General features: G+C 33.8%; 23 protein-coding genes and 2 pseudogenes. 5 read left to right on the top strand and 20 right to left on the bottom strand.

All coding sequences use genetic code 11. From position 1 onward, the window contains the following. Window positions 1–302 precede the first annotated feature (302 nt). Entirely contained in the window at window positions 303–1,211 is a 909-nt protein-coding gene (locus FC46_RS05450) for an LAPAL motif-containing putative phage structural protein (RefSeq protein WP_057798628.1), read from the bottom strand. 300 nt (window positions 1,212–1,511) lie between these two features. Between FC46_RS05450 and xerS the strand changes: the two genes are divergently transcribed. Further along, complete coding sequence (gene xerS, locus FC46_RS05445; protein WP_057798626.1) at window positions 1,512–2,606, top strand: tyrosine recombinase XerS; 1,095 nt, start codon at window positions 1,512–1,514, stop codon at window positions 2,604–2,606. Window positions 2,607–3,134: 528 nt separating this feature from the next. Next, entirely contained in the window at window positions 3,135–3,944 is an 810-nt protein-coding gene (locus FC46_RS05440) for a Cof-type HAD-IIB family hydrolase (RefSeq protein ID WP_057798624.1), read from the top strand. On the opposite strand, the gene FC46_RS05435 is transcribed toward FC46_RS05440, so the two are convergent. Next, window positions 3,941–5,269, bottom strand: coding sequence for a C1 family peptidase (locus FC46_RS05435; protein WP_057798622.1), 1,329 nt, complete (start codon window positions 5,267–5,269; stop codon window positions 3,941–3,943). The two genes, FC46_RS05440 and FC46_RS05435, sit on opposite strands and share 4 nt — an antisense overlap. Before the next feature lie 165 nt (window positions 5,270–5,434). Next, complete coding sequence (locus FC46_RS05430) at window positions 5,435–5,785, bottom strand: hypothetical protein (RefSeq protein WP_057798621.1); 351 nt, start codon at window positions 5,783–5,785, stop codon at window positions 5,435–5,437. Window positions 5,786–6,316: 531 nt separating this feature from the next. On the opposite strand from FC46_RS05430, the gene FC46_RS05425 reads away from it, so the two are divergent. Next, on the top strand, window positions 6,317–7,024 hold the full coding sequence (locus tag FC46_RS05425) for an MIP/aquaporin family protein (RefSeq protein ID WP_057798618.1): 708 nt from the start codon (window positions 6,317–6,319) through the stop codon (window positions 7,022–7,024). Window positions 7,025–7,091: 67 nt separating this feature from the next. Then, window positions 7,092–7,430 carry a pyridoxamine 5'-phosphate oxidase family protein gene (locus FC46_RS05420; protein ID WP_057798616.1) on the top strand — a complete coding sequence of 113 codons (339 nt, stop codon included), beginning with the start codon at window positions 7,092–7,094 and terminating at the stop codon, window positions 7,428–7,430. 219 nt (window positions 7,431–7,649) lie between these two features. Here the strand turns inward: FC46_RS05420 and FC46_RS05415 are convergent, their stop codons facing one another. The 8 genes and pseudogenes from FC46_RS05415 to FC46_RS05385 all read right to left on the bottom strand — a co-directional run bounded on the left by FC46_RS05415 (window position 7,650) and on the right by FC46_RS05385 (window position 11,540). Further along, entirely contained in the window at window positions 7,650–8,099 is a 450-nt protein-coding gene (locus FC46_RS05415; RefSeq protein ID WP_057798613.1) for an ASCH domain-containing protein, read from the bottom strand. Between the two features lie 226 nt (window positions 8,100–8,325). Continuing rightward, complete coding sequence (locus FC46_RS05410) at window positions 8,326–8,853, bottom strand: GNAT family N-acetyltransferase (RefSeq protein WP_057798612.1); 528 nt, start codon at window positions 8,851–8,853, stop codon at window positions 8,326–8,328. Between the two features lie 135 nt (window positions 8,854–8,988). Then, window positions 8,989–9,263: pseudogene (locus FC46_RS10490) on the bottom strand (alpha/beta hydrolase); the annotation flags it as partial. Then, window positions 9,206–9,460 carry a hypothetical protein gene (locus FC46_RS05405; RefSeq protein WP_057798611.1) on the bottom strand — a complete coding sequence of 85 codons (255 nt, stop codon included), beginning with the start codon at window positions 9,458–9,460 and terminating at the stop codon, window positions 9,206–9,208. The gene FC46_RS05405 and the pseudogene FC46_RS10490, both read right to left, overlap by 58 nt. Before the next feature lie 150 nt (window positions 9,461–9,610). Then, entirely contained in the window at window positions 9,611–10,402 is a 792-nt protein-coding gene (locus tag FC46_RS05400; protein WP_057798610.1) for a tyrosine-protein phosphatase, read from the bottom strand. After that, complete coding sequence (locus tag FC46_RS05395; RefSeq protein ID WP_057798609.1) at window positions 10,399–10,761, bottom strand: DUF6176 family protein; 363 nt, start codon at window positions 10,759–10,761, stop codon at window positions 10,399–10,401. The genes FC46_RS05400 and FC46_RS05395 overlap by 4 nt, the downstream gene beginning before the upstream one ends. A 1-nt stretch (window position 10,762) precedes the next feature. Continuing rightward, window positions 10,763–11,060, bottom strand: a pseudogene (locus FC46_RS05390) (MazG-like family protein). A gap of 9 nt (window positions 11,061–11,069) precedes the next feature. Continuing rightward, complete coding sequence (locus FC46_RS05385) at window positions 11,070–11,540, bottom strand: HIT family protein (RefSeq protein WP_057798608.1); 471 nt, start codon at window positions 11,538–11,540, stop codon at window positions 11,070–11,072. Window positions 11,541–11,750: 210 nt separating this feature from the next. Between FC46_RS05385 and FC46_RS05380 the strand changes: the two genes are divergently transcribed. Next, window positions 11,751–12,209 carry a hypothetical protein gene (locus tag FC46_RS05380; RefSeq protein WP_057798607.1) on the top strand — a complete coding sequence of 153 codons (459 nt, stop codon included), beginning with the start codon at window positions 11,751–11,753 and terminating at the stop codon, window positions 12,207–12,209. A 216-nt stretch (window positions 12,210–12,425) separates the two neighbouring features. Here FC46_RS05380 and FC46_RS05375 read toward each other — a convergent pair whose 3' ends face one another. The 9 genes from FC46_RS05375 to FC46_RS05335 form a co-directional block, all read right to left on the bottom strand. Then, on the bottom strand, window positions 12,426–12,653 hold the full coding sequence (locus tag FC46_RS05375; protein WP_057798605.1) for a P8 family protein: 228 nt from the start codon (window positions 12,651–12,653) through the stop codon (window positions 12,426–12,428). 111 nt (window positions 12,654–12,764) lie between these two features. After that, on the bottom strand, window positions 12,765–13,436 hold the full coding sequence (locus FC46_RS05370; protein WP_057798604.1) for a dihydrofolate reductase family protein: 672 nt from the start codon (window positions 13,434–13,436) through the stop codon (window positions 12,765–12,767). A 96-nt stretch (window positions 13,437–13,532) separates the two neighbouring features. Then, complete coding sequence (locus FC46_RS05365; RefSeq protein WP_057798603.1) at window positions 13,533–14,834, bottom strand: replication-associated recombination protein A; 1,302 nt, start codon at window positions 14,832–14,834, stop codon at window positions 13,533–13,535. 198 nt (window positions 14,835–15,032) lie between these two features. After that, the gene (locus tag FC46_RS05360) at window positions 15,033–15,725 is read right to left on the bottom strand and encodes a DUF554 domain-containing protein (RefSeq protein WP_057798602.1); all 693 of its coding nucleotides are present in this window, start codon (window positions 15,723–15,725) and stop codon (window positions 15,033–15,035) included. 373 nt (window positions 15,726–16,098) lie between these two features. After that, a complete protein-coding gene (locus FC46_RS05355) occupies window positions 16,099–17,652 on the bottom strand; it encodes a SpaA isopeptide-forming pilin-related protein (RefSeq protein ID WP_157046783.1) in 1,554 nt (517 codons plus the stop codon). 188 nt (window positions 17,653–17,840) lie between these two features. After that, window positions 17,841–18,332 carry a DUF7679 family protein gene (locus tag FC46_RS05350; protein WP_057798599.1) on the bottom strand — a complete coding sequence of 164 codons (492 nt, stop codon included), beginning with the start codon at window positions 18,330–18,332 and terminating at the stop codon, window positions 17,841–17,843. A gap of 124 nt (window positions 18,333–18,456) precedes the next feature. Continuing rightward, window positions 18,457–18,804 (bottom strand): hypothetical protein, encoded by a 348-nt coding sequence (locus FC46_RS05345; protein ID WP_057798598.1) that lies wholly within the window; start codon window positions 18,802–18,804, stop codon window positions 18,457–18,459. Window positions 18,805–18,903: 99 nt separating this feature from the next. Then, window positions 18,904–20,685, bottom strand: coding sequence for a DNA helicase RecQ (gene recQ, locus FC46_RS05340; RefSeq protein WP_057798597.1), 1,782 nt, complete (start codon window positions 20,683–20,685; stop codon window positions 18,904–18,906). A 281-nt stretch (window positions 20,686–20,966) separates the two neighbouring features. After that, a complete protein-coding gene (locus FC46_RS05335; RefSeq protein ID WP_083478018.1) occupies window positions 20,967–21,860 on the bottom strand; it encodes an alpha/beta hydrolase in 894 nt (297 codons plus the stop codon). Between the last annotated feature and the right edge of the window lie 38 nt (window positions 21,861–21,898).

Genomic DNA, 21,898 nt, shown 5'->3' with positions numbered 1-21,898 from the left:
GATAACATCTATCAAGCTGCATAAAGTGTCCAACTTATTATTGCAATTTGCGAAAATTTTCAATTAAAAAAATGCCTATAGATCGACATTCCTTAAAAACAAAAAGATAATTGTACGTTTACAAAAAAGATGAATAAATGCGAATTTTTAAAAATTCTGTCCCTTTTGTGTCCCTAAAAGTCAAAAAGGTGGTCGCGTATTTAATCACATTGGTTTTAATTTCTTTATAAGGTATACTAAGTTAAAAAACCGCCAAAAAAAAATGCTCACTTTAGGAATTAACTTCCTAATAATGAGCATCTTTAGTTATTTTCATCATCTTCGTCAAATAAATCCAGACCGATTTGTTCTGAACCTTTGATATGTTCTAAAACTTTAACAATAGTATAGTTGGTTTTTAAATTACCATTCTTATCAAGATATTGCGCCGTTCTTAGCTTAACTTTTAATGCATCAGTAGATCCAAACTGTTCTTCATTTTTCTCTACTGATTTTAAAAATTGTTCATCATCAATATCAGCAAAAAATTGACTATCACCCATACTAAATTTCCATTTACCATGTTCAAACGCAACATTAATAATTTGCAGATATACGGTAGCATCATTTGTTTCTAAATGCTTTTCTTTTACAGATGGAACATCAAATTTTGAATAATCACTATGACTAACAGTTACAGACATTTTTTCATCATGTGAAAAACCTACGGATTCAATACCCTCATTTTTTAATGGCTTGACTATTTCATTAACTTCCTTACGAAATTCTAAATTTCTATAGGTTCTAAATGCTGCTTCACTCATTGTTAACTTTGTCTTATCATCAAGAGTTAAAGTAACTTTGCCATCTTCTTCAGATTTATCTTTTATCTTTTTCTTTGCTATTTGTTGAATAACTTTTATAACTTCTATAAATATTCCAGTATAGGTAGTTAAATTCAATAGAGCTTGTGATGGATTACTATTAAGAATATTAATCACATGATTTAGCAAGTCAGGTCCATTAACTAAAAACAACTCAGCAATAAATGATCCCTTTTTAGTAGCTGAAATATTTAAGGATAATGGTTCTTCATTTGGATGCTCTATCTTTTGAATAGTTTGAAAAGCCTCAGACAAAGATAGCAATGATGGAGCTAAATCTTTTACAGGAATGGAATTATTTTCTAAAGCCGGTCCAGAATAGTGAACTTCAAATTTATATTTTGCCATCTTTATCACCTTTTTCCAATCGCTACATGTATCACAACAAATATTACAATAATTAACAATTATAAACAATCATACTTAAAAAATAAAACGAACCAGAGTTTTATTACAGCTGGACAAGAAAGTCAATTTAAATATATTCTTTTTTTATACTAGCTAAAGATTTAATACAACATTATAGTTTTCTACTATATATAATGTAGAAAACTATAACGTAGAAAAAATTTTATTCTCCCCTTTACAGTCGATCATCTGTTCGCTATAATGGATATGTATAATACAAAATGGAGATGAATTAACATTATGGATGCAAATCAGTATTCCCGCTTAATCGATAAGGAGATCCAAAACCTCCCCACTTACGTTTATTACTACACACAACAGCCTAATCTTGCTGTGACCACCATCTATCAATATCTGACTGAATATCGCCGTTTCTTCGACTGGCTCCGTCAAACTCCTGCAGATGTTGAAGACCCAAGTAAAGGTAATATTAGCAATGCTAAGTCTAATAAAGATATCGAATTATCTACACTTGAACACTTGCAATCAGCCCAAGTACAAATGTTTCTTAAAGAACTTAGTTTTAAACAAAACAAGCAATCAACTCGTGACAGTAAAAAAACTATTAATCGAACAATTAACGCTTTACGCTCCCTGTTCCATTATTTGACTGTAACTGCAGACTTAAAGGATGGCGAACCATATTTCTATCGTAATGTAATGCTGAAGATTCCTCTTGAAAAAGGCGTTAAAGAATCGATTTCATATAGAAATGCAAAATTTTCACCAATGCTTTACACTGGAAATAAAAAACACGAATGGTTAGAATTCATTGCTGACAAATACGAAAATACATTGAGTAAGCGTGCTTTAGCTTCTTTTAAATTCAATAAAGAACGTGATTTAGCAATCATTGCTCTTTTGCTTGGTTCTGGAGTACGTGTTTCAGAATTAGTTAGACTGAATTTGAAGGATTTAAATCAACGTGATCGTAGTATTTTGGTAATTCGCAAGGGTAACAAAAAAGATGCACCATTAATCGCTGATTGGGCAATGCCTTACATTAAAGCTTATTTGGACATCCGCCAACAACGCTACAATCCTGAAAAATCAGAACAGGCTCTGTTTCTAACTAAATATGCCGGTCAAGCAAAAAGAATTGCGACTAATACGGTTGAACGGTTCGTTGGAAAATACTCAGAAGCGTTTCCAGATGGCAACAGAACAACTCCCCACAAGTTGCGCCACTCACTTGGAACTGAATTATATGATGAAAGTAAAGACGTCATGATTGTTGCAACTCAACTTGGCCATACAGGTATTTCAGCAACTGACCAATATATCCAACAAACTGGCGTTGATAAACAAAGAAACGAATTAAATAGAACCGAATAATTTAAATAATAACTTTTATAAAACTTTTTCTAAAAAGTTTTATTTGTACTGTACAAAAAGTCGGTCTTGTATGTTACAATAACTATGATCACATTTGAACACAACACCTCCTCTTGATAGTTTAGCTATCAAGTATCTGCTTGGATATTGTACTAATTGAAACAAATTCAACAGTTTATAATTTCGACTGAAACAATTTTTCTACAGGCATTTGGTATATCCGATGAATTAGTAAAGTTAACCAGTTAAATTAGCTAATAAGATTAGTTCCATCAGTTATTTGTCTATTGTAGTAGATCTACGGACACTAACTATAACAGAACTTTTCCCAATTAGTTCCATAACTATTTTGAATTTGTACTTAAAATTTAATTGCTACTGCATAAAAAAACCTGATTTCTACCTTCTAGGAAATCAGGTTTTTTTGCGGTTTTTATTTTCTAGAAATAATCTTTTTACTTACTAAAATGACACTTCTGTTCATTATTTTCATGTTAAGCTAAAAATAAATCAGAAAGGAACATTATTATGACAATCAAATTAGTTGCATTAGATATGGACGGTACATTACTAAATTCACAAAACAAGATTCTTCCATCTACTAAAAAAGTCATCACTCAAGCACTCGATCGAGGTATTAAAATTGTTTTAACATCTGGTCGACCAATCGCGGGGTTAAAAGAATATTTAGATGAATTAAAAATTCCCCAAACTGAACAATACGTTGTAACCCTTAATGGTGCCATCACTCGTTCAACTGATGGTTCCATTATCGACAGCTTTCTTGTCAATAAAACTTTTTATGAAGAAATGACCAAATTTGGAAAAGATCACCATGTCCCTTTTAATATCGTTGATCCAGATTCACGCATTATCACTGCTGACACTGATGTTGATTATTTTGAATTATTACAAGCATGGGAAAATAATGCAGGAATGTTTATTCGCAAGCCGAGTGATTTTGACGATGATTTCATGATTTCAAAGGGATGTTATGTCGGTGACAAGGATAAGCTTGATGAAGTTGAACCATTATTAAGGAAGGAATTCGGTCAAGATCTTTATATCGTTCGTGCCGATGATCATTTTCTTGAATTGCTCAATCCTAATGTTAATAAAGGCAATGCTCTTCATGATTTAGGTGAAAAAATTGGTATTTCATCAGACGAAATGGCAGCTTTCGGAGATGAAAAAAATGACATTTCAATGTTTAATGAAGTTGGAACTGCAATTTGTATGGAAAATGGTTCTGACGAAGCAAAAAGCGCTGCTACCTACATCACTGATAGTAATGATGAAGACGGCATCGCTCATGCATTTGAAAAATATATTTTTTAATACAAAGTATCCCAAGGATCGACTTTAATTGGTTTAGTTGCCAAGACTTTTTGAACTTCTTTTGGAAGATATTTTTTATTGGTAACAACTTGATAGCAATTCTTTTCAAACCAAGATTGGCTCATGCTAAGATAACCATTCGTCCCAATTTTATCACCCCAGGAGTTTTCAACTTTCCAGCGGTTAGGCTTACCATTAACCAAGTTAACACCGGTGATTGCCATACAGTGACTAGCGCTACCAGTGCGTGTAATTAAACGATCTTGCTTATTCATCTTATAGTCAATTCCGGTTAAACCAATTTGATCATACAATTGATCATCTAGCCAGCCGGCTTTTCTTGGATCAGCATCATTATCAACATCACAACCAAACCAAACAACGTGACCATCTTTTAGTTGGTCAATTGCAGCTTGCTGTAAGTACTTGAAGTCGACATTTACATATTCTGTTTGAAACCCACCAGCAATATTGTCTTGCATTTCGTTCCAATAAACGTGATTGTATTCATGATCTGGATAGTCAACTAACTCAACGAAGTTTTCAAGATTGGTGTCGAAGTAGTTATCTAAAAATTCTGTTGGTGTTAAACCAAGAAGTTGATGATATTCATTGTCGTCATCACGATATTCAAAATCAAAAGTCTTTGATGGTTCTCCAAATGCAAAGACGCAAAGACGATATACTTCGCTCAGCATTTCTTGACGGCGGGTTTCAATTTCTTCGTCAGATTTACCTTCCTGAACCATCTTACGAAGTTCTAAAGCAAATTTTCTTTGCAAATTAGTATTAATTTCATCGAACTCAGAAGTGTTTTCAGTATTATGAGTGTCTGGCATCACAAAGTGTGGCACAACACCGTACTTTTGCACAACAGCTGCTGCATTATCCCATTCACCACCATCATCATTGACATAACTTAGATATGCTTGAACTGTTCGATCATTAATATCTTTATCAGCAGTAGCGATTGCTCTTTGAAGAAAAAGATTTGCTCGTCCCATTCTATCCCAGAAGAATAAATAATTCTGTGACAACTCAAAGTCCTTTAACTTGTACTTACTTGCAAATTCATGACGCAGCACATTAAGCATAGCAAATGACCAGCATCGACCACTATGCTTTTGATTAGAAACCTTACCAGTTGGTACTTCAATTGAAAAAGTCATGTTGTTTCGGCTACTTGCTTGCGGATCTTCACTTGAAGCTAAGAAACCATTTTTAGCAATTGTACGTCCGATAATTTTAGATTTTTCATCTCGGTGTAATTTTTCAGAAAATTGATTGATTAAGTCTGAGGTTAATTCTGTTCCTGGATTCTTCATAACTTTCTCCTTGAAAATTGAATTTTTATTAATTATACCTAAAATGCGACAAAAAAGGTTAGATGATTGATCACCATCTAACCTTTTTTACTAAATTAATAAAATGAATGTACCCCTAATTAATAATTTAGCGTTCTGAATGATTTATAAAATCCTCTTGCTCAATTATTCCTTAGTTACATCGCTGACGTTCAACCATTGGCGACCATTAATCTTTACGATCTTCTTGCCGTTAACTTTCTTAACTGATTGTGCGATGTGATGAGTGCCCATCATAACATGACCAGAGATTTTTTCTCCATCTTGATTGTAAACTGGAACAACTTGCTTTTGTGTGTCTTGTACAACAACGTAAATCTTGCTACCTCTCTTGATCACTGGGCTAACTACATCTTGAGCCTTTGGCAAGCTAGGTGCTGGTTCAGGCGTGGTTGCAGCATTTGCAGCTTGTGCACCAACAGAAGTTGCAGCTAATCCTGCAGCAAGTCCAGAAGCTATTGCGACCATTTTTTTCATAACTATTCCCTCAATCTATATCATAACAATATAAAATAATTTATTACCTAATCTATTGTATAATTAATAGCTATTCATTCAAGACATAAAGAACTTTTTCTTTCAAAGTTCTCAATTACTATTCTCTTTCTATAATAGACCAATCGGTAGGAAAATAAAAGGAAAATAACAGTATCATTTCAAATTTTGATATATATGAATAGTTGGACTATAAGCAAAAAAATAGAAGATAAGCAGATTGCCTAACTTCTATTTCCTAAAATGTTATGCATAAAAGCATCCCATAAGCCTTTTCGTCGATGAGTAAGCGAGTCATCACTTCGCTTACTTTATCCATCAACATCTTCCTTAACCACCTCGTGTAGTATTTAAACGCCCTACACGATGGCAATTATTATTTTAAATAAAAAACACCAAGAAGTTAAGTACTTTTTTCAAAAAAATCATAAAAATAGAAAATGAATCCCCTTACATGTTAATATCTATCTATAAACTTATTATTTTTTAAGAGACTGAAGAAAGGAAAATAACATGTCTGGTTTTATTGGAGAATTTTTCGGAACTATGATCCTAATTGTCTTAGGAACAGGATGTGGAGCTGCCATCAACTTGAACAAGTCGTATGCAAAAGGATCAACTTGGCTTTATGTCACTATTGCATGGGGGATGGCGGTTACCTTCGGAGTTTATGTAGCAAGCTTCTTAGGCTCTCAAGGACACTTAAACCCTGCCGTAACAATTGGATTTGCGACTTTTGGCTACTTCCCATGGAGTGAAGTTCTACCTTATTTAGCAGGACAATTTTTGGGTGCTTTTGTTGGTGCCATATTAGTAATCATTCAGTACTACCCACACTTTGAGGCAACTAAGAATGATGAAGGAAATTCTATTGGAATCTTTGCAACAGGACCTACTATCAAGAATAATCTCTTTAATTTCTTAAGTGAAACAATTGCGACATTCGTATTTGTCTTCTGTTTACTTAATCTAGGTGATTTCGACAAAGGTTTGAAGCCTTTTATCGTCGGTGTTTTAATTATGGTTGTTGGTCAAGCTCTTGGGGGAACGACTGGCTTTGCCTTAAATCCAGCCCGTGACTGGTCTCCACGACTTGCTTACACAATCTTGCCAGTGCCAAATAAAGGTAGCGCAAACTGGGGTTATGCATGGGTGCCTATGGTTGGTCCTATTATCGGAGGAATTTTAGCAGCTGGCTTGCAAACTATTTTAGGCAAATAATTAGCATTATTGATCGTTCTAAGTTATACTTAATCTAAGTTAAGCAAAACAAATGGAGGCTTTATTTATGAAAAAGTTAGATTCTAACAAGTTAACTGATAAACAACAAGAATTTTTTAATACTCACTTGGCATATTTGTCAACTGTAGATGCAAATGGTGAACCACAAGTTGGTCCTAAGCAATCAATGAAGGTTGTTGACGAAAGCCACTTGGAATATCTTGAAAAGACCCGTCAACACGCATACGAAAACTTGAAGAATGGTTCTAAGGCAGCAGTTGTTGTTGCCGATGTTCCTTCACACACTAACGTACGTATTAAGGGTACTGCTCACCTTCAAGAAGACAAGAAGGATGAATCAGGCTTTATCCCTGTAATTATCGACATCGAAGAAATTTTTGAATAGAAAATAGGTGTAAAAAGTACTGATAATTAATAATTTTTGAGAATAAAATCTATAATTATTAAGTCCTTTATATATACCAAAAACAAAAATCACTCTGAGAAAAGCTCACCAGAGTGATTTTTGTTTGCTTTGAAATATATGTATTGTTAACGTGGAAATGGATGTTTCATATTTATCAAATACGGCTAGTAAAATCGTTTCTTTTGTTTCAAATTTTATTTATTCTACTTTTTCAAAAACTTCACATACCATTGGAGCTTGAGGATAAAATTCTTTTCCTACTTCTTGATATTCCCAATTAAAGAAATCATCATGAGCTCGACGCCAATATTCATAACTACGGTCTCCTTCGCCTTCATGATAAGCATATTCTTTAGAAATCAAATTATAAGGAATAATTTCAACCAATTTATCTTGAATAACACAAACTGGTTCATCTTTACTATTCAAAATAATATTCCATTCGCCTGCTTCAGGTAACTTTTCATTTTTATCATAAAGTTCATAGGCAGATGTGGTAGCGGTTTTTATTCCGCGACTTACCAAATAGGCTAATTCATCTGCCTGTTGCGAAGTTGCTCCAAAAGCCCATGCTTGTACAGGTGTATTCAATTCTAAATTATGGTTTTGGCAAAAATCTTGCCAAAATTGTTGTACTTGTTTATTCATTACTTTTCCCTAATTTCATTAAAATTTCTGATCCAATCCTGAGTCCTGCATAGATCATGATCTGGTTCTATTACTACATAGTGATTTGTATCAAAATCTAAAAATAGATGGTTTTTCTTTCATAAAAGTTTCCTTTCTATATACTTGCAATCTCTCGTGGATATGCAAAATTAATTTTACCAAGTTCAGTTTCAAAGTCTTTTCTCTTCATATTTGGATTTTCCTTTTATTGACATTCATTTTTCAACACAAACACTTTATGATAATTTTGATCATCTTTTATATACTGAAATCCTGTTCGCTCAGCTACATGCTGACTAGCTAAGTTATCTTGGGCTGTTCGCAAAATCAAAAATTCTAACTTTAACTGCTTAAAAGCATATTCTACTAAAAACTCAACAGATTTAGACATAATCCCTAAATGCTGAGCATCCCTAGAAAGCCAATATCCTACTTCACCTGATATTTGATTCAATTCGTGCAAATCAATCATTCCACTAGGAACACCATCAACTAAGATAACTAAATTTAATGCCTTTCCCGCAACCATCTTTTCTTGAAACATTTTGATTGATGCAGCTTCATCTTGGGCAGAATTGATTTTGCCAGGCCACTTTAAGTATTTAGAAAATTCAACAAAATTTTTTTGTAGTTGATTAAACAGAGAAGCTGCTTGCCAAGTTTCTGGTAAAATTAATTCAATTTTTTTATTTCCAGTTAGAAAATCATATAAAACAAATGCCCTATATTTCATCCTTACTCCTCCTCAAACCGTTAAATTAAATATTTTTTAAATAATTTTAATACTTTAAGAGTAAAATTATAATAATTGCTCATAAAAAATAAACAGCAATTAGTTAAATAATCACTGCTTATTTTTTGTCATACTTTATTTTATTAAAAATTCACTAACCAATTTTAATACTTCAGCTATATTCTTTCCGTTAAACATGTGACCTTCATCTAGAATTAAATGTAGATCACTCTTTTGTAAAAGCGTATGGAATTTTCTTGAAGCATTAGGTGACACAATTTTATCATCTAATTATAGTGTTCGGCTGTTTGATAAATTTGCAATAACTGAGCTGTTCTAAAGTAAGCTCCTCCTACTTCAAAGCCACTAACATTAACAGTCTTTGGGACATGAGTTGGATCATAACTGCTTCTTGCATCATCTTATTCTGTTCAACTTGAGCTTTAAGTAAAGCAGTCACATTATCTTGCTGCTTTTCGTCTTTATGAATTCGTTCATAGTGCTTTCTAATTAACGGCTCACCAATAAACTTATCAAACCTATCAATATCCAGACGCATTCCATTACCATATTGTTCAATTGCGATACCGGCTTCTCGTGGAAACATATTAAAGTAATTATCTAAAGTTTGATTAATGTTCTCATACCCAAATGAAATCTAATTTATAATTGTTAATTATTGATTTAGCTTCTACTGGATCGCATAATCATTTTTATCGAATTGAAGGAATTTAATTCCTTTTTATTTGTCTAAAACTCACTTTTCCTCTAAATAAAGTTCACATAAACGATCTCTTAATTTTGGCGTCACATTCACCACATTTCGCAAATATGCATCCATATTTTGGTACTGTTCTTCAATCGTAAGCAATACTGTATCAAAAAACGAATCAGAGGCAGAACTCAATATTCGCATATTACTCCTAAAGATAAGATTTTCACCTGCAGTTTCAAACTTTTTGTCACGTGCTGTACGATAAGAAGTCAGGACAGAATTAGATATTAAATAATCTTGCCGAATTGTTTCTAAATCTACCCCTAAAATATATAAAAGAAACAATGTTACAAAGCCAGTACGGTCTTTTCCTTCGGTACAATGAAAAAGAGTTGCTCCCTTTTCGTTATTAGCCAATATTTTTAAAACTTGGCGAACTGTATTTTGATCGTGCTTCTTAATAACATGATCTCTATAATGAGTGCACATCATTTTAAAAGCCGCATGTGGATCATGGTGGTACAATTCTCCCTCTCTTGATAAATCTTGACTTCCTCCTAAAGTCCCCTCTTCATCAGAGAGGGGCAAAGAAATGTTTTCAACACCCTCAATTTGAGGATCAGGATGTTCTTTACTTTCGGTCTTTGACCGTAAATCAATGATTGTTGTTAAACCATAATTTTTCAAAAACTGAATGTCATCATTAGAAATATGGGTAAGGGTTCCAGTTCTAAGGAGACGGTGTGTTTTTATTTTTCTTCCATCTAATCCAGTTATTCCACCTAAATCGCGCGGATTAAGAATACTATTAACCGGCAATAAATGTATTGTCATAAATCATCCTCATTAATATCTTTTTCTATTTTTGGCGCAATTAAACTTTGCTGCACTTTCATATCTACTGGACGATAGGTTGTATCAATGCATTCATCCCAATATTCAATATGTTTCTTATCAATGTAACTCTCAGATTCTTCTACTGCTTGACCGTCTTCACCTTGGACAGAATACCAGTAAAAATATGTATAACCATCTTCATTCTTTTCACTAAAGACGGTCTCGACATACATTTTTTCAGCAGCCATTGTTTTAACTGTATCGGCGTGATGCTCATTTAGAAAATCCATCCACTTCTGAGCTTTTTCCTCTTTACCTTTTTTAATCCTAAAACGAGTTAATTCAATTTGTACCATTTTATCCTTCAATCTTTTTTTCATTAATATATTTACGCTTTTCATTAACAGCCATCTTTTTGATAATGTCTTCGCCGAGATCACTTCCTACCATTTCAGAAATTCCTAATAGAAAAATTGCAACATCTGCTAATTCCTCATTGATATTTTCTTGATCATCTTTTAGCCATGCCTGAAAAAGTTCATTTACTTCACCATATAAATAGAAGAAGTTCAAACTTGATATCAGTAGTATTAAAATTATGTTTCTTCTTATTTTCAAGGATAGCTTTTTGTAATTTCTTAGTGTCAATAATCATTCTAAGCTTTCACTTATACATCTGATCTAACTCAATCTTCAATTTTTGCTTTAATTCTTCAATCTCTTTATCGTTCAATACATTCTCTGCACTATACATCTTTTCTCGGGGATACCACCATACGGGACCTTTTCCATGGTAGCCATATTCTTCTAAATCTCCGCTTACTCTCGGAAATAAATGCCAATGCAGGTGAGAATCACCATTTCCTAACAATTCGTAATTCATTTTTTCACATTCAAAAGATTTTGAAACTGCTTCACCCACTAAGGACATTTCTTCTAAGAAGGATTGCTTTTCAGTCGAATCTAATTCATATAGTTCATTTTTATGTTTCTTATAAAGGAAAAGCGTATAGCCCTTAAAATGTTGATTATCACCTAATACTACATAACCAGTTCTGAGTTCCTTCACAAAGAATTTATTCTGATTATTTTTAATCTTTTTAATCATTTCAATACGATCACAAATTAAGCACATAGCTCTTCTCCATTCCATCAAATCACTTTTCAGTAACACTATCCTATTAACGTAATCCCTTTGTATAAAGACTTTGCGCGCTCATTATGAGTGAATAAGTTTATAAGACTCATTCACTCACCTATTTCTGTTTACATTAATCATTTTATTATTTATTATTAATTTATCATAATTTTATATTTTTACAATGATATCATGAGGTATAATTCAATGAAAAATAGAATAATATATTTTCTTGCAGCACTGATTTCAATAATAGGTATTGGGTTACTAATCTTTTCATCGTATTTACAAATCCAAGCAAAAACCTATAAGTCTATGTTCTGGCACATAATAGAAATTACCATTTTACTTATTGCTGCCTTTTATTACTTTAAGAGTGCAATAAAGAATACCGGTGACGATAAAGAGCAGGATGAAGATTCTAAATTAAAAACACTTGAAACAAATTCAAAAGCAAAATCACTGGATATTATCAGCAATCTAAGTTTTTGGTGTGGATTTATATTAATGATTTATGCTTCAATTCAATTAAAAGAAGACGTTCATTTTTCATATATTCTCTTTGCTATTTCCGGTACTTTAACAATAATTTGGCTAATTACATTAGTAACTCAATTGTTTTATATTTTGAAATATAGTCGAAAAATGGATGACCCTAAAAAATAGATTAAAGAATACATTGAATAATTTGAACCGGACACCAAGATGTAATTTTTACTTCTAATTCATTATTAAAACCAACCTCAAATAAGGCAAAAAGCAGATATCTTAGTTGATCAACTAGGATATCTGCTTTTTTAGCTTTCATTGTAGAAAACAAAACTGATTAGTTGGCTAGCTCAATCAGCTTTGTTTTTGCAGACAAAATATTTATAAGGTAATTTACTTCTTCAAGTTCTTCTCACAGTAGTCCTTGATTTCATCATCACTAGCTTTGAGAATCCATTCAACTGAAGCTTCAGTCTTCATTGTGTCACGACCGTTCTTCTCCATTTCAAAATCCCAAATAGCATCGCGAATAGGTATCTTGTTGTCCTTTGCCCAATCAAAAACTTGATCCATTTCACGATCAATCATTGCTGTTTCTTCAATTTCTTTTGCATCTGCCATAATAAAAGCTTCCTTTCCTTCAACACCTTTATTGTAGTTCTATCACCCGAATTTGTTAAACAATCTAATTAAAAAATCACCATTAAGGTGATTTTTCGTATAGATTTCAAATTAAAGTAAATATCTTAGCCAAACGGCGCCATCATTATAGCTTTGAACACTCTTGAGTTTTAGTGATATAGGCTTGGAACCGCGATTCATTCCATCAAAAACAGAAGGCTGACCACTTCTACCGTCAACACCAGGTCCAACAACTAGACTAATTTCGTCAACTAAACCTGCTTCAAGAAAGCCGCCATTGATCTTACCTCCGCCAACGACAGCCAATCTCTTAACGCCGAATTCAGTTGCTAAAATATCCATTGCCGCTTTCAAATCAACATGTTCATCTCCAGCAGCAATCCAAGAGATAGAATTTTGATCTAAGTAGTTCAAATATTCCTTAGTAACGTTGGTTGAAGTCAAAACTAAATGTGGAGAACTTGCTCCAGCATCGTTACCCCAACGAAGGCGCCCTTTTGAATCAGTCACGATATTAAAATCACTAGCAGAGCTATTTTTTGAAAAGGCAACTTTACCTAACTTTTCACCATTAGAAAAATCAGCCGCGCCATTAGACATTTCAGTTTGTGCAGTTACTCTGCCGCTAACTCTAGTTGGCGCATCAATTGCATCTAAAGTTGAGTAATATTCTGAATTACCACGCATTTGCGCAGTCATACCACAATCAATTCGACCATCAATTGAAGTCATCATGTGAACAATAATGTAAGGTTTATTCATAGTTATATCCTTTCTTGTAATCTTCTTGTTAATTATTACTATAAAGGATAGCCAATACTATGTGAAATACTTATTAATTAGATCGCAATATGAGTTTTAGTTATGTTTTTTCTTAAAACCGTGATCAAAAACTGTACTAGTGTCACCTGCTATAAATGGACGCTGATAAATATAGCTAAACAACTTCTTATAACGTTCATATAAACGCTTATCATTAGCATTATCACGCGGAACAAAGTAGTGGTGTCCAATTAGATCTTTTGGCAGATATTCCTGCTGCGCTACCTGGTATTTTTCATCAAACATGTTAAACATATTACCAGCATTACGAATTTCAATTGCATGTTTATAGTGCGCATCATGCAAATAATCCGGCATCGGATGTTCACTAGGGTGAGCAGCGTCTTTTTCAGCACGCTTGTATGCTTCAAGGACAGAGTCGCTTTTTCTAGATAAACATAGCAGCATGGTCGCCATAGCAACATGGGTTCTGGCTCTTGGTAACCCAATCTCTAAGGCTGTATTGGCTAAAGTGATAACTTGAGTAACCAGAGCTGGATCTGCCAAGCCAACATCTAAGGCAGCTGAATCCTTTAGCCGCCTAACAACACTTTCCAAATCACCTGATCTTAAGATCACAGCAAGATAGTATAATGCCGCATCGGTTTCTGATCCTTCAATTGAATCTTGAAAAGCTGAGAGATAATCATAATGCTTGGTAGCATCTTTATCAAAAGCAAAATGCTGGTTGATAGCGAATTCTCTAATCACTTCATCAGTTAAATCATCAGGGTGCATTGCATGCAAGGTATCTAAAACGTTTAACGAAACTCGGACATCTCCATTACCACAATTAGCGATCAAATGTGCTTGTTCTTCTGGAAGCTCGAAATCTAAATATTCTTTAGCAGCTCTTTGTAAAAATGGTTCAATCTCTTCACTTGAAATGGCAGTAAATTCAAAAATCTGACAACGTGAGCGGATAGCTGGCACAATACTCATAATCGGATTCTCAGTAGTTGTACCAACAAGTAATACTCGTCCGTTTTCTAAATATGGTAAAAGGTAATCTTGAATTGGCTTAGTCAGACGATGAATTTCATCTAGTAAAAGAACAAAGCTTTCATCGGGATGCTTTTCGATTAATTTTTGTAATTGCGACTTGTTTTGAATTGAAGCGTTAAATTTTTCAAAAGGTATCTTCAAGGTTTTAGACATTACATAAGCCAACGTTGTCTTGCCACATCCTGGAGGTCCCCATAAAAGTAGGCTGATGGCGATATGCTGGTTAATGATTTGATATAACGGCTTCCCTTGTGCTAGAAGATGACGTTGACCTACCATTTCATCTAAGGCTTCTGGCCTCATTAAATCTGCTAAAGGTTGTTTAATTGCCAAAAAAAACGCACTCCCTTCCCAATAGGTATTCTTCTATCTTTTAGTAAGTATAGCAGTCTCAAGCCGATCAAACAAAAGAATTATCTCCAAATCAAAAAAACATAGCAAAATTTACATCCGCTATGTTTTAGTACTAGATTTATTCACTTATTATAAGTTTTTTAAGAATATCAGATATTAAAAATACTATCTGAACTACTAAAATAATCCTGTCAAATTCTTAAATAAGAAAAAACCAACCGGTATTAATAATGAAGGTAATAAATTCAAAGTCTTTAAATCGCGCAATTTTAAAAGTGAAATACCTGTAGTCGCAATTAAAAAACCACCGACAATTGAGATTTCTGTTACTAGGGATGAACTAAAGAAGCCTGCTGATAAGAATTTTGCAATACAATAAATTCCACCTTGCCAGCAAAACAAGACAGGTGCACAAACAATCATCCCCCAGCCAAAACTTGCTCCAAATACCATCGAGGTCACAAAGTCTAATGTCGCATTTGTAAACAACATGGTATTATCACCCTTAACTGCAGCCATTACTGGTCCAACAATTGATAAAGCTCCAATACAATATAACAATATTCCAGTAGAAATACCCTTTCCGATATTACTACCACCGCCAAATCTATCAATTAACCCATTGAAGCGTTTATCGATCTGCCACCATGTCCCAAGAACTGCCCCTAATGCCAAACTAACAATAAACAAAACTGGGTAATGACTTTTTGGCATATTATTAATTGCGTTTTCTAAACCTATTCCTAATGCAGCTAAACCCATTGCCACAAATAAGGCATCTTCGTATTTCTTACTAATTCCGCCTTTTAACACACAACCGATGCTAGTTCCAATCAAAATCGCCAAGACATTTGCAAGCGTACCTATCATTTTCAACCATCCTTTTTAGATTATCTTTTTTTAATTCTAACCTAAAAATTAAGCCACTTTAACAAATCGTAAGTTTTATTAACCCGAAAATTACAATTAAGGCATAAAATCTTCATACTTTTCCACTATTCTATATACAATCAATCAAGCGAAAGGATGATGCTATGAAAAAGATGTTATTAGGTCTTCCTATCATAGGATTAGGTGTATTGATTCTCTATACTCGTAAAAAACACCAACCTAAGTTTTAACTGTTTTCTTCGATAAACATTTTTCCCCTCTTTAACCAAAAAAATAAAACTTTTATTTACTCTGTTTTTCATGTGATTTTCTAAATAAAGCCACTTAATTCAATCGAATTAGGTGGCTTTTCTTATTTTTTATGTTGCTTTGCTAAACGAATGGCAGAGACACTAAAAACTAAGCAAATCATGAAAATTCCTGTTAAGATCCACATATTAGAACTAACTTCACCAGCTTTTGGTAATTTGCTAGATTTTTTATCTGAACTTTCTTCATCTGTATCTTCATGAGATTGACTACGAGTATTATGCTTTCTTGAATTACTACCCTCTTTAACTATCCCTACTTTACTCAGAGTCTTAGCAGCTTCATTTTTGGGAGTTACTGCTTTAAAATCACTGCTCTTACTTGGAATACTATCAGCAACTTTTTTCTTGTCACTATCAAACAAGGTAATATCCTTATTAGTTTTAACTTTTTCAGCACTTTTTTCTTTCTTCAGATTATTAATGATAATAAAAGGCTTACCAGCATTATCTTTAATTTCAACGCTCCAAGTCTTATCCTTTACTTCATCAAGATCAATAAAGTCGGGTGCTTTAACTTCTTTTAAGACATAAGTGCCATATTCTAGGTCCTTAACGTTAATTAACCCTTCTTTGTCAGTAGTAAAAGTCCCGATTTCTTGACCATTTTGCTTACTAATTAAGAAAGTTACTCCTTCAAGCGGCTTCACTTTACCATCTTTATCCTGATACAATTTCACGATTTGTAAAATTCCACTATATGCTTGCATTAAAGTTACATCCAAATCGAAATTCTTCACCTTAGTGACCAATTCGTATTTTTCTTCTCCCTTATCCTTTAATTGGTATTTAACACTACCATTAGATTCATAGAAATTTTTTTCTTCAAGAACTCTAGCCTTCACTTCAACGATCAACTTTTTCTTATTAGCGTCTTCTTGATCTAAACTGATTGAAAAGCTTTGATCAGCAATTTTGACCTTTGCTTTAGGAAATTCTTCTTGAAAAGCGACTAGATCGTATTTTTTGCCGTCAACTGTGATTACGATATCAGTGATCTTTTGTCCAGCTGATAATTTTTCATCAAAAACGAGATCAGAATCTAATTCTTCACTATCATTATTTAAATCGAATACATATTTAACATAATTTTTATTATCACTGATATTCACATTAGCTAAAATCGAAGCAAATTTCTTATCAACTTTTTTCTTGTCGGCACTAAGCTGCACATCTTTCTTCCCAAAAGTGACAATTTCATCGTCATTTACTTCAAGATCTAAACTAACTTCACCGCCGTATATTGGTCTCTTGCTAATATTATCATCAAAAGTCAATTTGGCTTCGCCGTCATTAACTTTCATCTCACCAACACGCAAGTCACCCACATATACGCTCTTCTTATTGGCAAAAGCAACGGCGTTCTTTCCCCATGTAAAAGTAAGATAATCCCCAGATTGAATAACCTTATCACTCTTAAAGCTTCCGAAAACTTTGTAGCGGTCCTCTCCAACATGTTTTGCTTCTAACTTAGTTACACTACTATCTAAACTGTTACCACTTGCATAAGTCACATGATTTTTACTAATCCCAATGATTATTCCAATCACCACCGGCAAAAAAGTAACAATAACCCTTCTTATCTGTTTCTTATTCACGTATCTTCCCCACTTTTTACTTAAATACATTGAGTATATTCTTTTGCTGATAAATATATCTGGTGCAAAAAGTAAGTTCAATACGAAAATAAAAAGGATACCGATTATTGCAACCGAATATCCTCTGAGTATTTATTAAAAGACCAGCTTTTTCTTAATATTTTTATTGTCCAAAAGCGACCCAAATTTTATTTTATTTTCCTCGACAACTTTTCAAATTTGTAGCTAATGCTATTAGCTTGCCACTTGATTTGGCGGATCTTTTTCTTCCTTGATCTAACCTGTCTCATCACTAATTCGTTGTGCCAATATTTAAGGGCAACCCAAATAGCGAACCGGTTATACCAAGTGTAATCATGGCGAAGATAATTATAACTATCCTTAAAATTTAATAGATGATCTGGCGTCACAAATTGATTTCTAGTCCAATTATGCCTCTTAGTGGCCTTAGATGAAATATTAATTTTAATGATTTTACCAACAGTAAGACGTGTTCGACCTTTGTAATAGTCGGCTGTAGCAACAGTAATATAATTACCAATCATGGTATTTTTCCAAAACTGGTTAGTTTTCTTTTCTCTCAAAATAGCACTTCTTAGCACACGACTAACACAATACCATTCTTTGTTACCATTAGTAAATTCGATCAGAAACCAGATATATTGATTTTTCTGTTTCAAGTTTTCCGCGTCTCCATTACTATTTATTAGTATATTTTAACAGAAACTTGCAGTTTTTTTATCAAAAATTAAAAGAGACTAGGCTTTTTCTAACCTAATCTCTTTGTCTAGAGGAAGATATATTTTAAAACTTGGTAACGTCTTTTGATTGCAACCATTGTTTATTGTTGCCGATCTTGTAAATTCTTTCTCCTGAAACCTTTTTAGAAGATTTAACAGTCCAAGTAGTACCCATGTTTACCTTTTTACCAGTATTTTGAGCATGTGAATTTACAACATTAACTTTTTGATTCTTGGTATCCTTGACAATAACGAAGATTTTTTCACCCTTTTTTGCAACAGGGCTAGTAGGAGCAATTTCTGCAGAAGCAAGAGGTGCATTAGTATCTTCAGCGCTAACTTCTAAGCCTGTTGAAGTAACTAATCCTAAGCCAAGTGCTATTGTCATAATTGCTAAACTCCATTTTCTCATCTTTATCGTCTCACTTTCCCAATAATCATGCCTGTTCAATCAGGCTATCTGTCTTTCTATTTATATTATATTACACCTGTTATTTTTATCAAGGAATATCTAGCGATTATTGAGAAAATTTTTGACAACCTCAATCATTTGCTTACCATATCTAATAAGTTTGGCCTGACCTACTCCGCTTACTTCCAGAAATTCAGCTTCTGTTGTCGGCTTAGTTTCCGCTATATCTTTCAAAGTTCGATCAGAAAAGATAATGAAAGCTGGTACGTGTTGCTCTTTAGCAAGTTCCAACCGTTTTGCTTTAAGTTGTGCGTACAAGTCTGCTTCATGACCTGTGCTAGCTTCGAGGTGGTGAGAAAGTTGCAATTCACCTTTTCTAAAAACTTGCTCTTTACCATCTAAAACATCCCAACCGCGATTTGTGACATGTACAAGTGGATATTGATCGCCTTCTTGAACCAAAAAGTTATTAGCAATCAAATAATTAATCAGACTGAGCGCTTCTTTCTGCTTCAATTTAAGACTTCCAAAATGCTCAAGCTCCTGCATTCCGAAATCGCGCATTTTTTGATTCTTTGCCCCAGTTACAGCCTGAGCCACAATATTTTTACCAAAGCGTCCATCAAGTTCATATACCATGGAAATAACTTTCTTTGCCTCAGACGTAATATCATTTATCTCGCGATCATCAAGACAGTTTGAACACTTGCCACAAGGCGGACAATCTTGACCAAAATATCGGACAATAAATTGCTGTAAACACTCACTCGTATTGGCATAAGCAGTAATCTTAGCCAACTTAGTATACTGCGTTTTTTTGTACTGATCATCAGCAGCTGAATTTTCAATAAACCAACGATACGTTTGCAAATCTCCAGGACTATAAATCATGAGTACCTCTGATTCTAACCCATCTCGACCTGCCCGTCCGGCTTCTTGATAATACGATTCTAAATTTTTTGCACTATTTGCATGCACAACAAAACGAACATTACTCTTATCAATCCCCATGCCAAAAGCATTTGTTGCTACAATCACTTGCAGGTGATCATATTGAAAATCATCTTGAACTCGGTCACGGTCTTTATTTTCCATCCCGCCATGGTATCCAGCAACCGCGATACCACGCTTTTGCAAATATTTGGTTAAACTTTCAACCTTTTTGCGCGTGTTTGTATAGATAATTCCCGCTTCGCTTTTATGATTATTAATATAATTATAAATATACAGTTCCTTATCTTTTGGTGAATTTACTACTTGAAAGCTCAGATTTGGACGGGCAAAAGAAGTAATCACAAAATTATTTTGGGAAATGTTCAACTGCTTGGCAATATCTTCTTGAACAGCTGGAGTTGCCGTTGCTGTTAAAGCCAAGATACTTGGCTTACTTCTAAGTGATTGAATTCCTTCGTAAATATTGCGATAAGCTGGACGAAAATCATGCCCCCATTGTGAAATGCAGTGCGCCTCATCAACTGCAACTAGATCAACATCAATGAAATTCAGCTGATATCTGAAATAATCCATTTCAAGCCGCTCTGGTGTCATATACAAGAGCTTAATCTTACCTTCATATGCTTGTCTTAAAATTGGATTAACTTCTTCTTGCGGGGTTGCTGAATTCAAAGCAGCTGCTCCAATCCCATTTTGTCTTAAGGAATCAATCTGATCTTTCATCAAAGAAATTAACGGTGAAATAACTAAAGTCAATCCAGATTGCATTAATGCCGGAATTTGATAACAAAGTGATTTTCCAGCACCTGTTGGCATCACAGCAAGCACATTTTCTTTATTTAAAACTTTATCGATAACTTCTCTTTGACCAGCACGAAAATCTGGGTAGCCAAAGTATTTTTTTAATACTACTTGTGGATTTAACATTCTAAAACTCTACAAAGCCTATTCTTAAAGCATTTTCGCTATGTTACACAAAATATATAATAAAATAATTGATATTATAGCATTTATAGCAAATTTTATAATACATTTTTGTTTCATTTTGTATTTTTAGCGAAATTTTTCATTATTAGTTATTTTAAAAATCAATAAACAAAACATTTGTACTTGCTTCATTATACCTAAGAAATACTACTTGTGCGAAAAATAACGTACGTAGAAAAAGGCCAGACCATTCGGTTTGACCTTACAACTATTTTCAATCATTAGAATAAGAAATTAATCAACGCATTGTTTACTTGAGTATTATTGTGCAATCTACTATGTTGCGCATTTCTGCCGTGGATCTCTAATTCACGATATGACTTAGCGCGGCCATTTAACAAGTAGCGCAGTGATCTAGCTGAGCCAACAGACACTGAACCATCAGAATTAGTTCCATTGTCAAGATTACCGTAAATATTTAACACACGTGTATTTCTTGGGAAGGTATTTCTCAAAGAAAGCAGGCCACGGTATTCTGGTTCCATCCGATTTGGCTTGCCAGTTCTTGCATCGATTTTCAAGCTATTGGCACGATCATTCATCCCTACAATCCCATCAAAGTGACCAGCAATTGCGACATAGTGCTGAACTTTAATATTGCTGTTAGTGCGGATAAATCTCTTAAAATAATATGCAGATTCAAGATTTCCCATTGAGTGAGCAACGATATTTACTTTGTTGTAACCATATCTTCTATTAACCGCGTTAATGGCGTTTCTTACATAAACAGCACCAGGATTAGAATAGCCACTAGTATATGAACTGGCTCTAGACAAAGTATTGTCATCTAAATTAACTTCAATGATTGGATTTTTCGCATTTCTTGGGATTCTGCCGTGAAAGACAACACTGCCATCTGGACGAACATTGATGCGCGTCACAGAATTGGATTTACCTGAGCGGCGAATTGCTTGCGCCATTTTGTCTTCTGCTCGATAACTACTACCGTAACCGTGAAAGAAAAATGTAGCGGTGGTATTTGAACTTGCCTTCACTGGCTCAATTGTCTCAATTTTATTACCTGAATTTTGATTATTACGTAAGTTAATCCCTACAATTGCAATGGTAGCGACTAAAACAACTGCAATTGCACTAAATATTGTTTTCTTCTTCATAATTGCATCCCTTTCATGTTTTATATGATTCTACATGA

The sequence above is a fragment of the Lactobacillus kalixensis DSM 16043 genome (assembly GCF_001434335.1).
Lineage (GTDB): Bacteria > Bacillota > Bacilli > Lactobacillales > Lactobacillaceae > Lactobacillus > Lactobacillus kalixensis.
The sequence above is the reverse complement of the archived record's forward strand: the minus strand, read 5'-3'. Positions and strand labels throughout refer to the sequence as shown.

Excerpts from the sequence above, each read along its gene's own strand:
- FC46_RS05450 (WP_057798628.1), bottom strand. The coding sequence starts at position 1,211 with ATGGCAAAATATAAATTTGAAGTTCACTATTCTGGACCGGCTTTAGAA.
- FC46_RS05335 (WP_083478018.1), bottom strand. The coding sequence starts at position 21,860 with ATGAAGAAGAAAACAATATTTAGTGCAATTGCAGTTGTTTTAGTCGCT.
- xerS (WP_057798626.1), top strand. The coding sequence starts at position 1,512 with ATGGATGCAAATCAGTATTCCCGCTTAATCGATAAGGAGATCCAAAAC.
- FC46_RS05415 (WP_057798613.1), bottom strand. The coding sequence starts at position 8,099 with ATGAATAAACAAGTACAACAATTTTGGCAAGATTTTTGCCAAAACCAT.
- FC46_RS05395 (WP_057798609.1), bottom strand. The coding sequence starts at position 10,761 with ATGGTACAAATTGAATTAACTCGTTTTAGGATTAAAAAAGGTAAAGAG.
- FC46_RS05375 (WP_057798605.1), bottom strand. The coding sequence starts at position 12,653 with ATGGCAGATGCAAAAGAAATTGAAGAAACAGCAATGATTGATCGTGAA.
- recQ (WP_057798597.1), bottom strand. The coding sequence starts at position 20,685 with ATGTTAAATCCACAAGTAGTATTAAAAAAATACTTTGGCTACCCAGAT.
- FC46_RS05405 (WP_057798611.1), bottom strand. The coding sequence starts at position 9,460 with ATGTTTCCACGAGAAGCCGGTATCGCAATTGAACAATATGGTAATGGA.
- FC46_RS05435 (WP_057798622.1), bottom strand. The coding sequence starts at position 5,269 with ATGAAGAATCCAGGAACAGAATTAACCTCAGACTTAATCAATCAATTT.
- FC46_RS05410 (WP_057798612.1), bottom strand. The coding sequence starts at position 8,853 with ATGAAATATAGGGCATTTGTTTTATATGATTTTCTAACTGGAAATAAA.
- FC46_RS05380 (WP_057798607.1), top strand. The coding sequence starts at position 11,751 with ATGAAAAATAGAATAATATATTTTCTTGCAGCACTGATTTCAATAATA.
- FC46_RS05400 (WP_057798610.1), bottom strand. The coding sequence starts at position 10,402 with ATGACAATACATTTATTGCCGGTTAATAGTATTCTTAATCCGCGCGAT.
- FC46_RS05440 (WP_057798624.1), top strand. The coding sequence starts at position 3,135 with ATGACAATCAAATTAGTTGCATTAGATATGGACGGTACATTACTAAAT.
- FC46_RS05360 (WP_057798602.1), bottom strand. The coding sequence starts at position 15,725 with ATGATAGGTACGCTTGCAAATGTCTTGGCGATTTTGATTGGAACTAGC.
- FC46_RS05425 (WP_057798618.1), top strand. The coding sequence starts at position 6,317 with ATGTCTGGTTTTATTGGAGAATTTTTCGGAACTATGATCCTAATTGTC.
- FC46_RS05420 (WP_057798616.1), top strand. The coding sequence starts at position 7,092 with ATGAAAAAGTTAGATTCTAACAAGTTAACTGATAAACAACAAGAATTT.
- FC46_RS05345 (WP_057798598.1), bottom strand. The coding sequence starts at position 18,804 with ATGAGAAAATGGAGTTTAGCAATTATGACAATAGCACTTGGCTTAGGA.
- FC46_RS05430 (WP_057798621.1), bottom strand. The coding sequence starts at position 5,785 with ATGAAAAAAATGGTCGCAATAGCTTCTGGACTTGCTGCAGGATTAGCT.
- FC46_RS05385 (WP_057798608.1), bottom strand. The coding sequence starts at position 11,540 with ATGTGCTTAATTTGTGATCGTATTGAAATGATTAAAAAGATTAAAAAT.
- FC46_RS05370 (WP_057798604.1), bottom strand. The coding sequence starts at position 13,436 with ATGAATAAACCTTACATTATTGTTCACATGATGACTTCAATTGATGGT.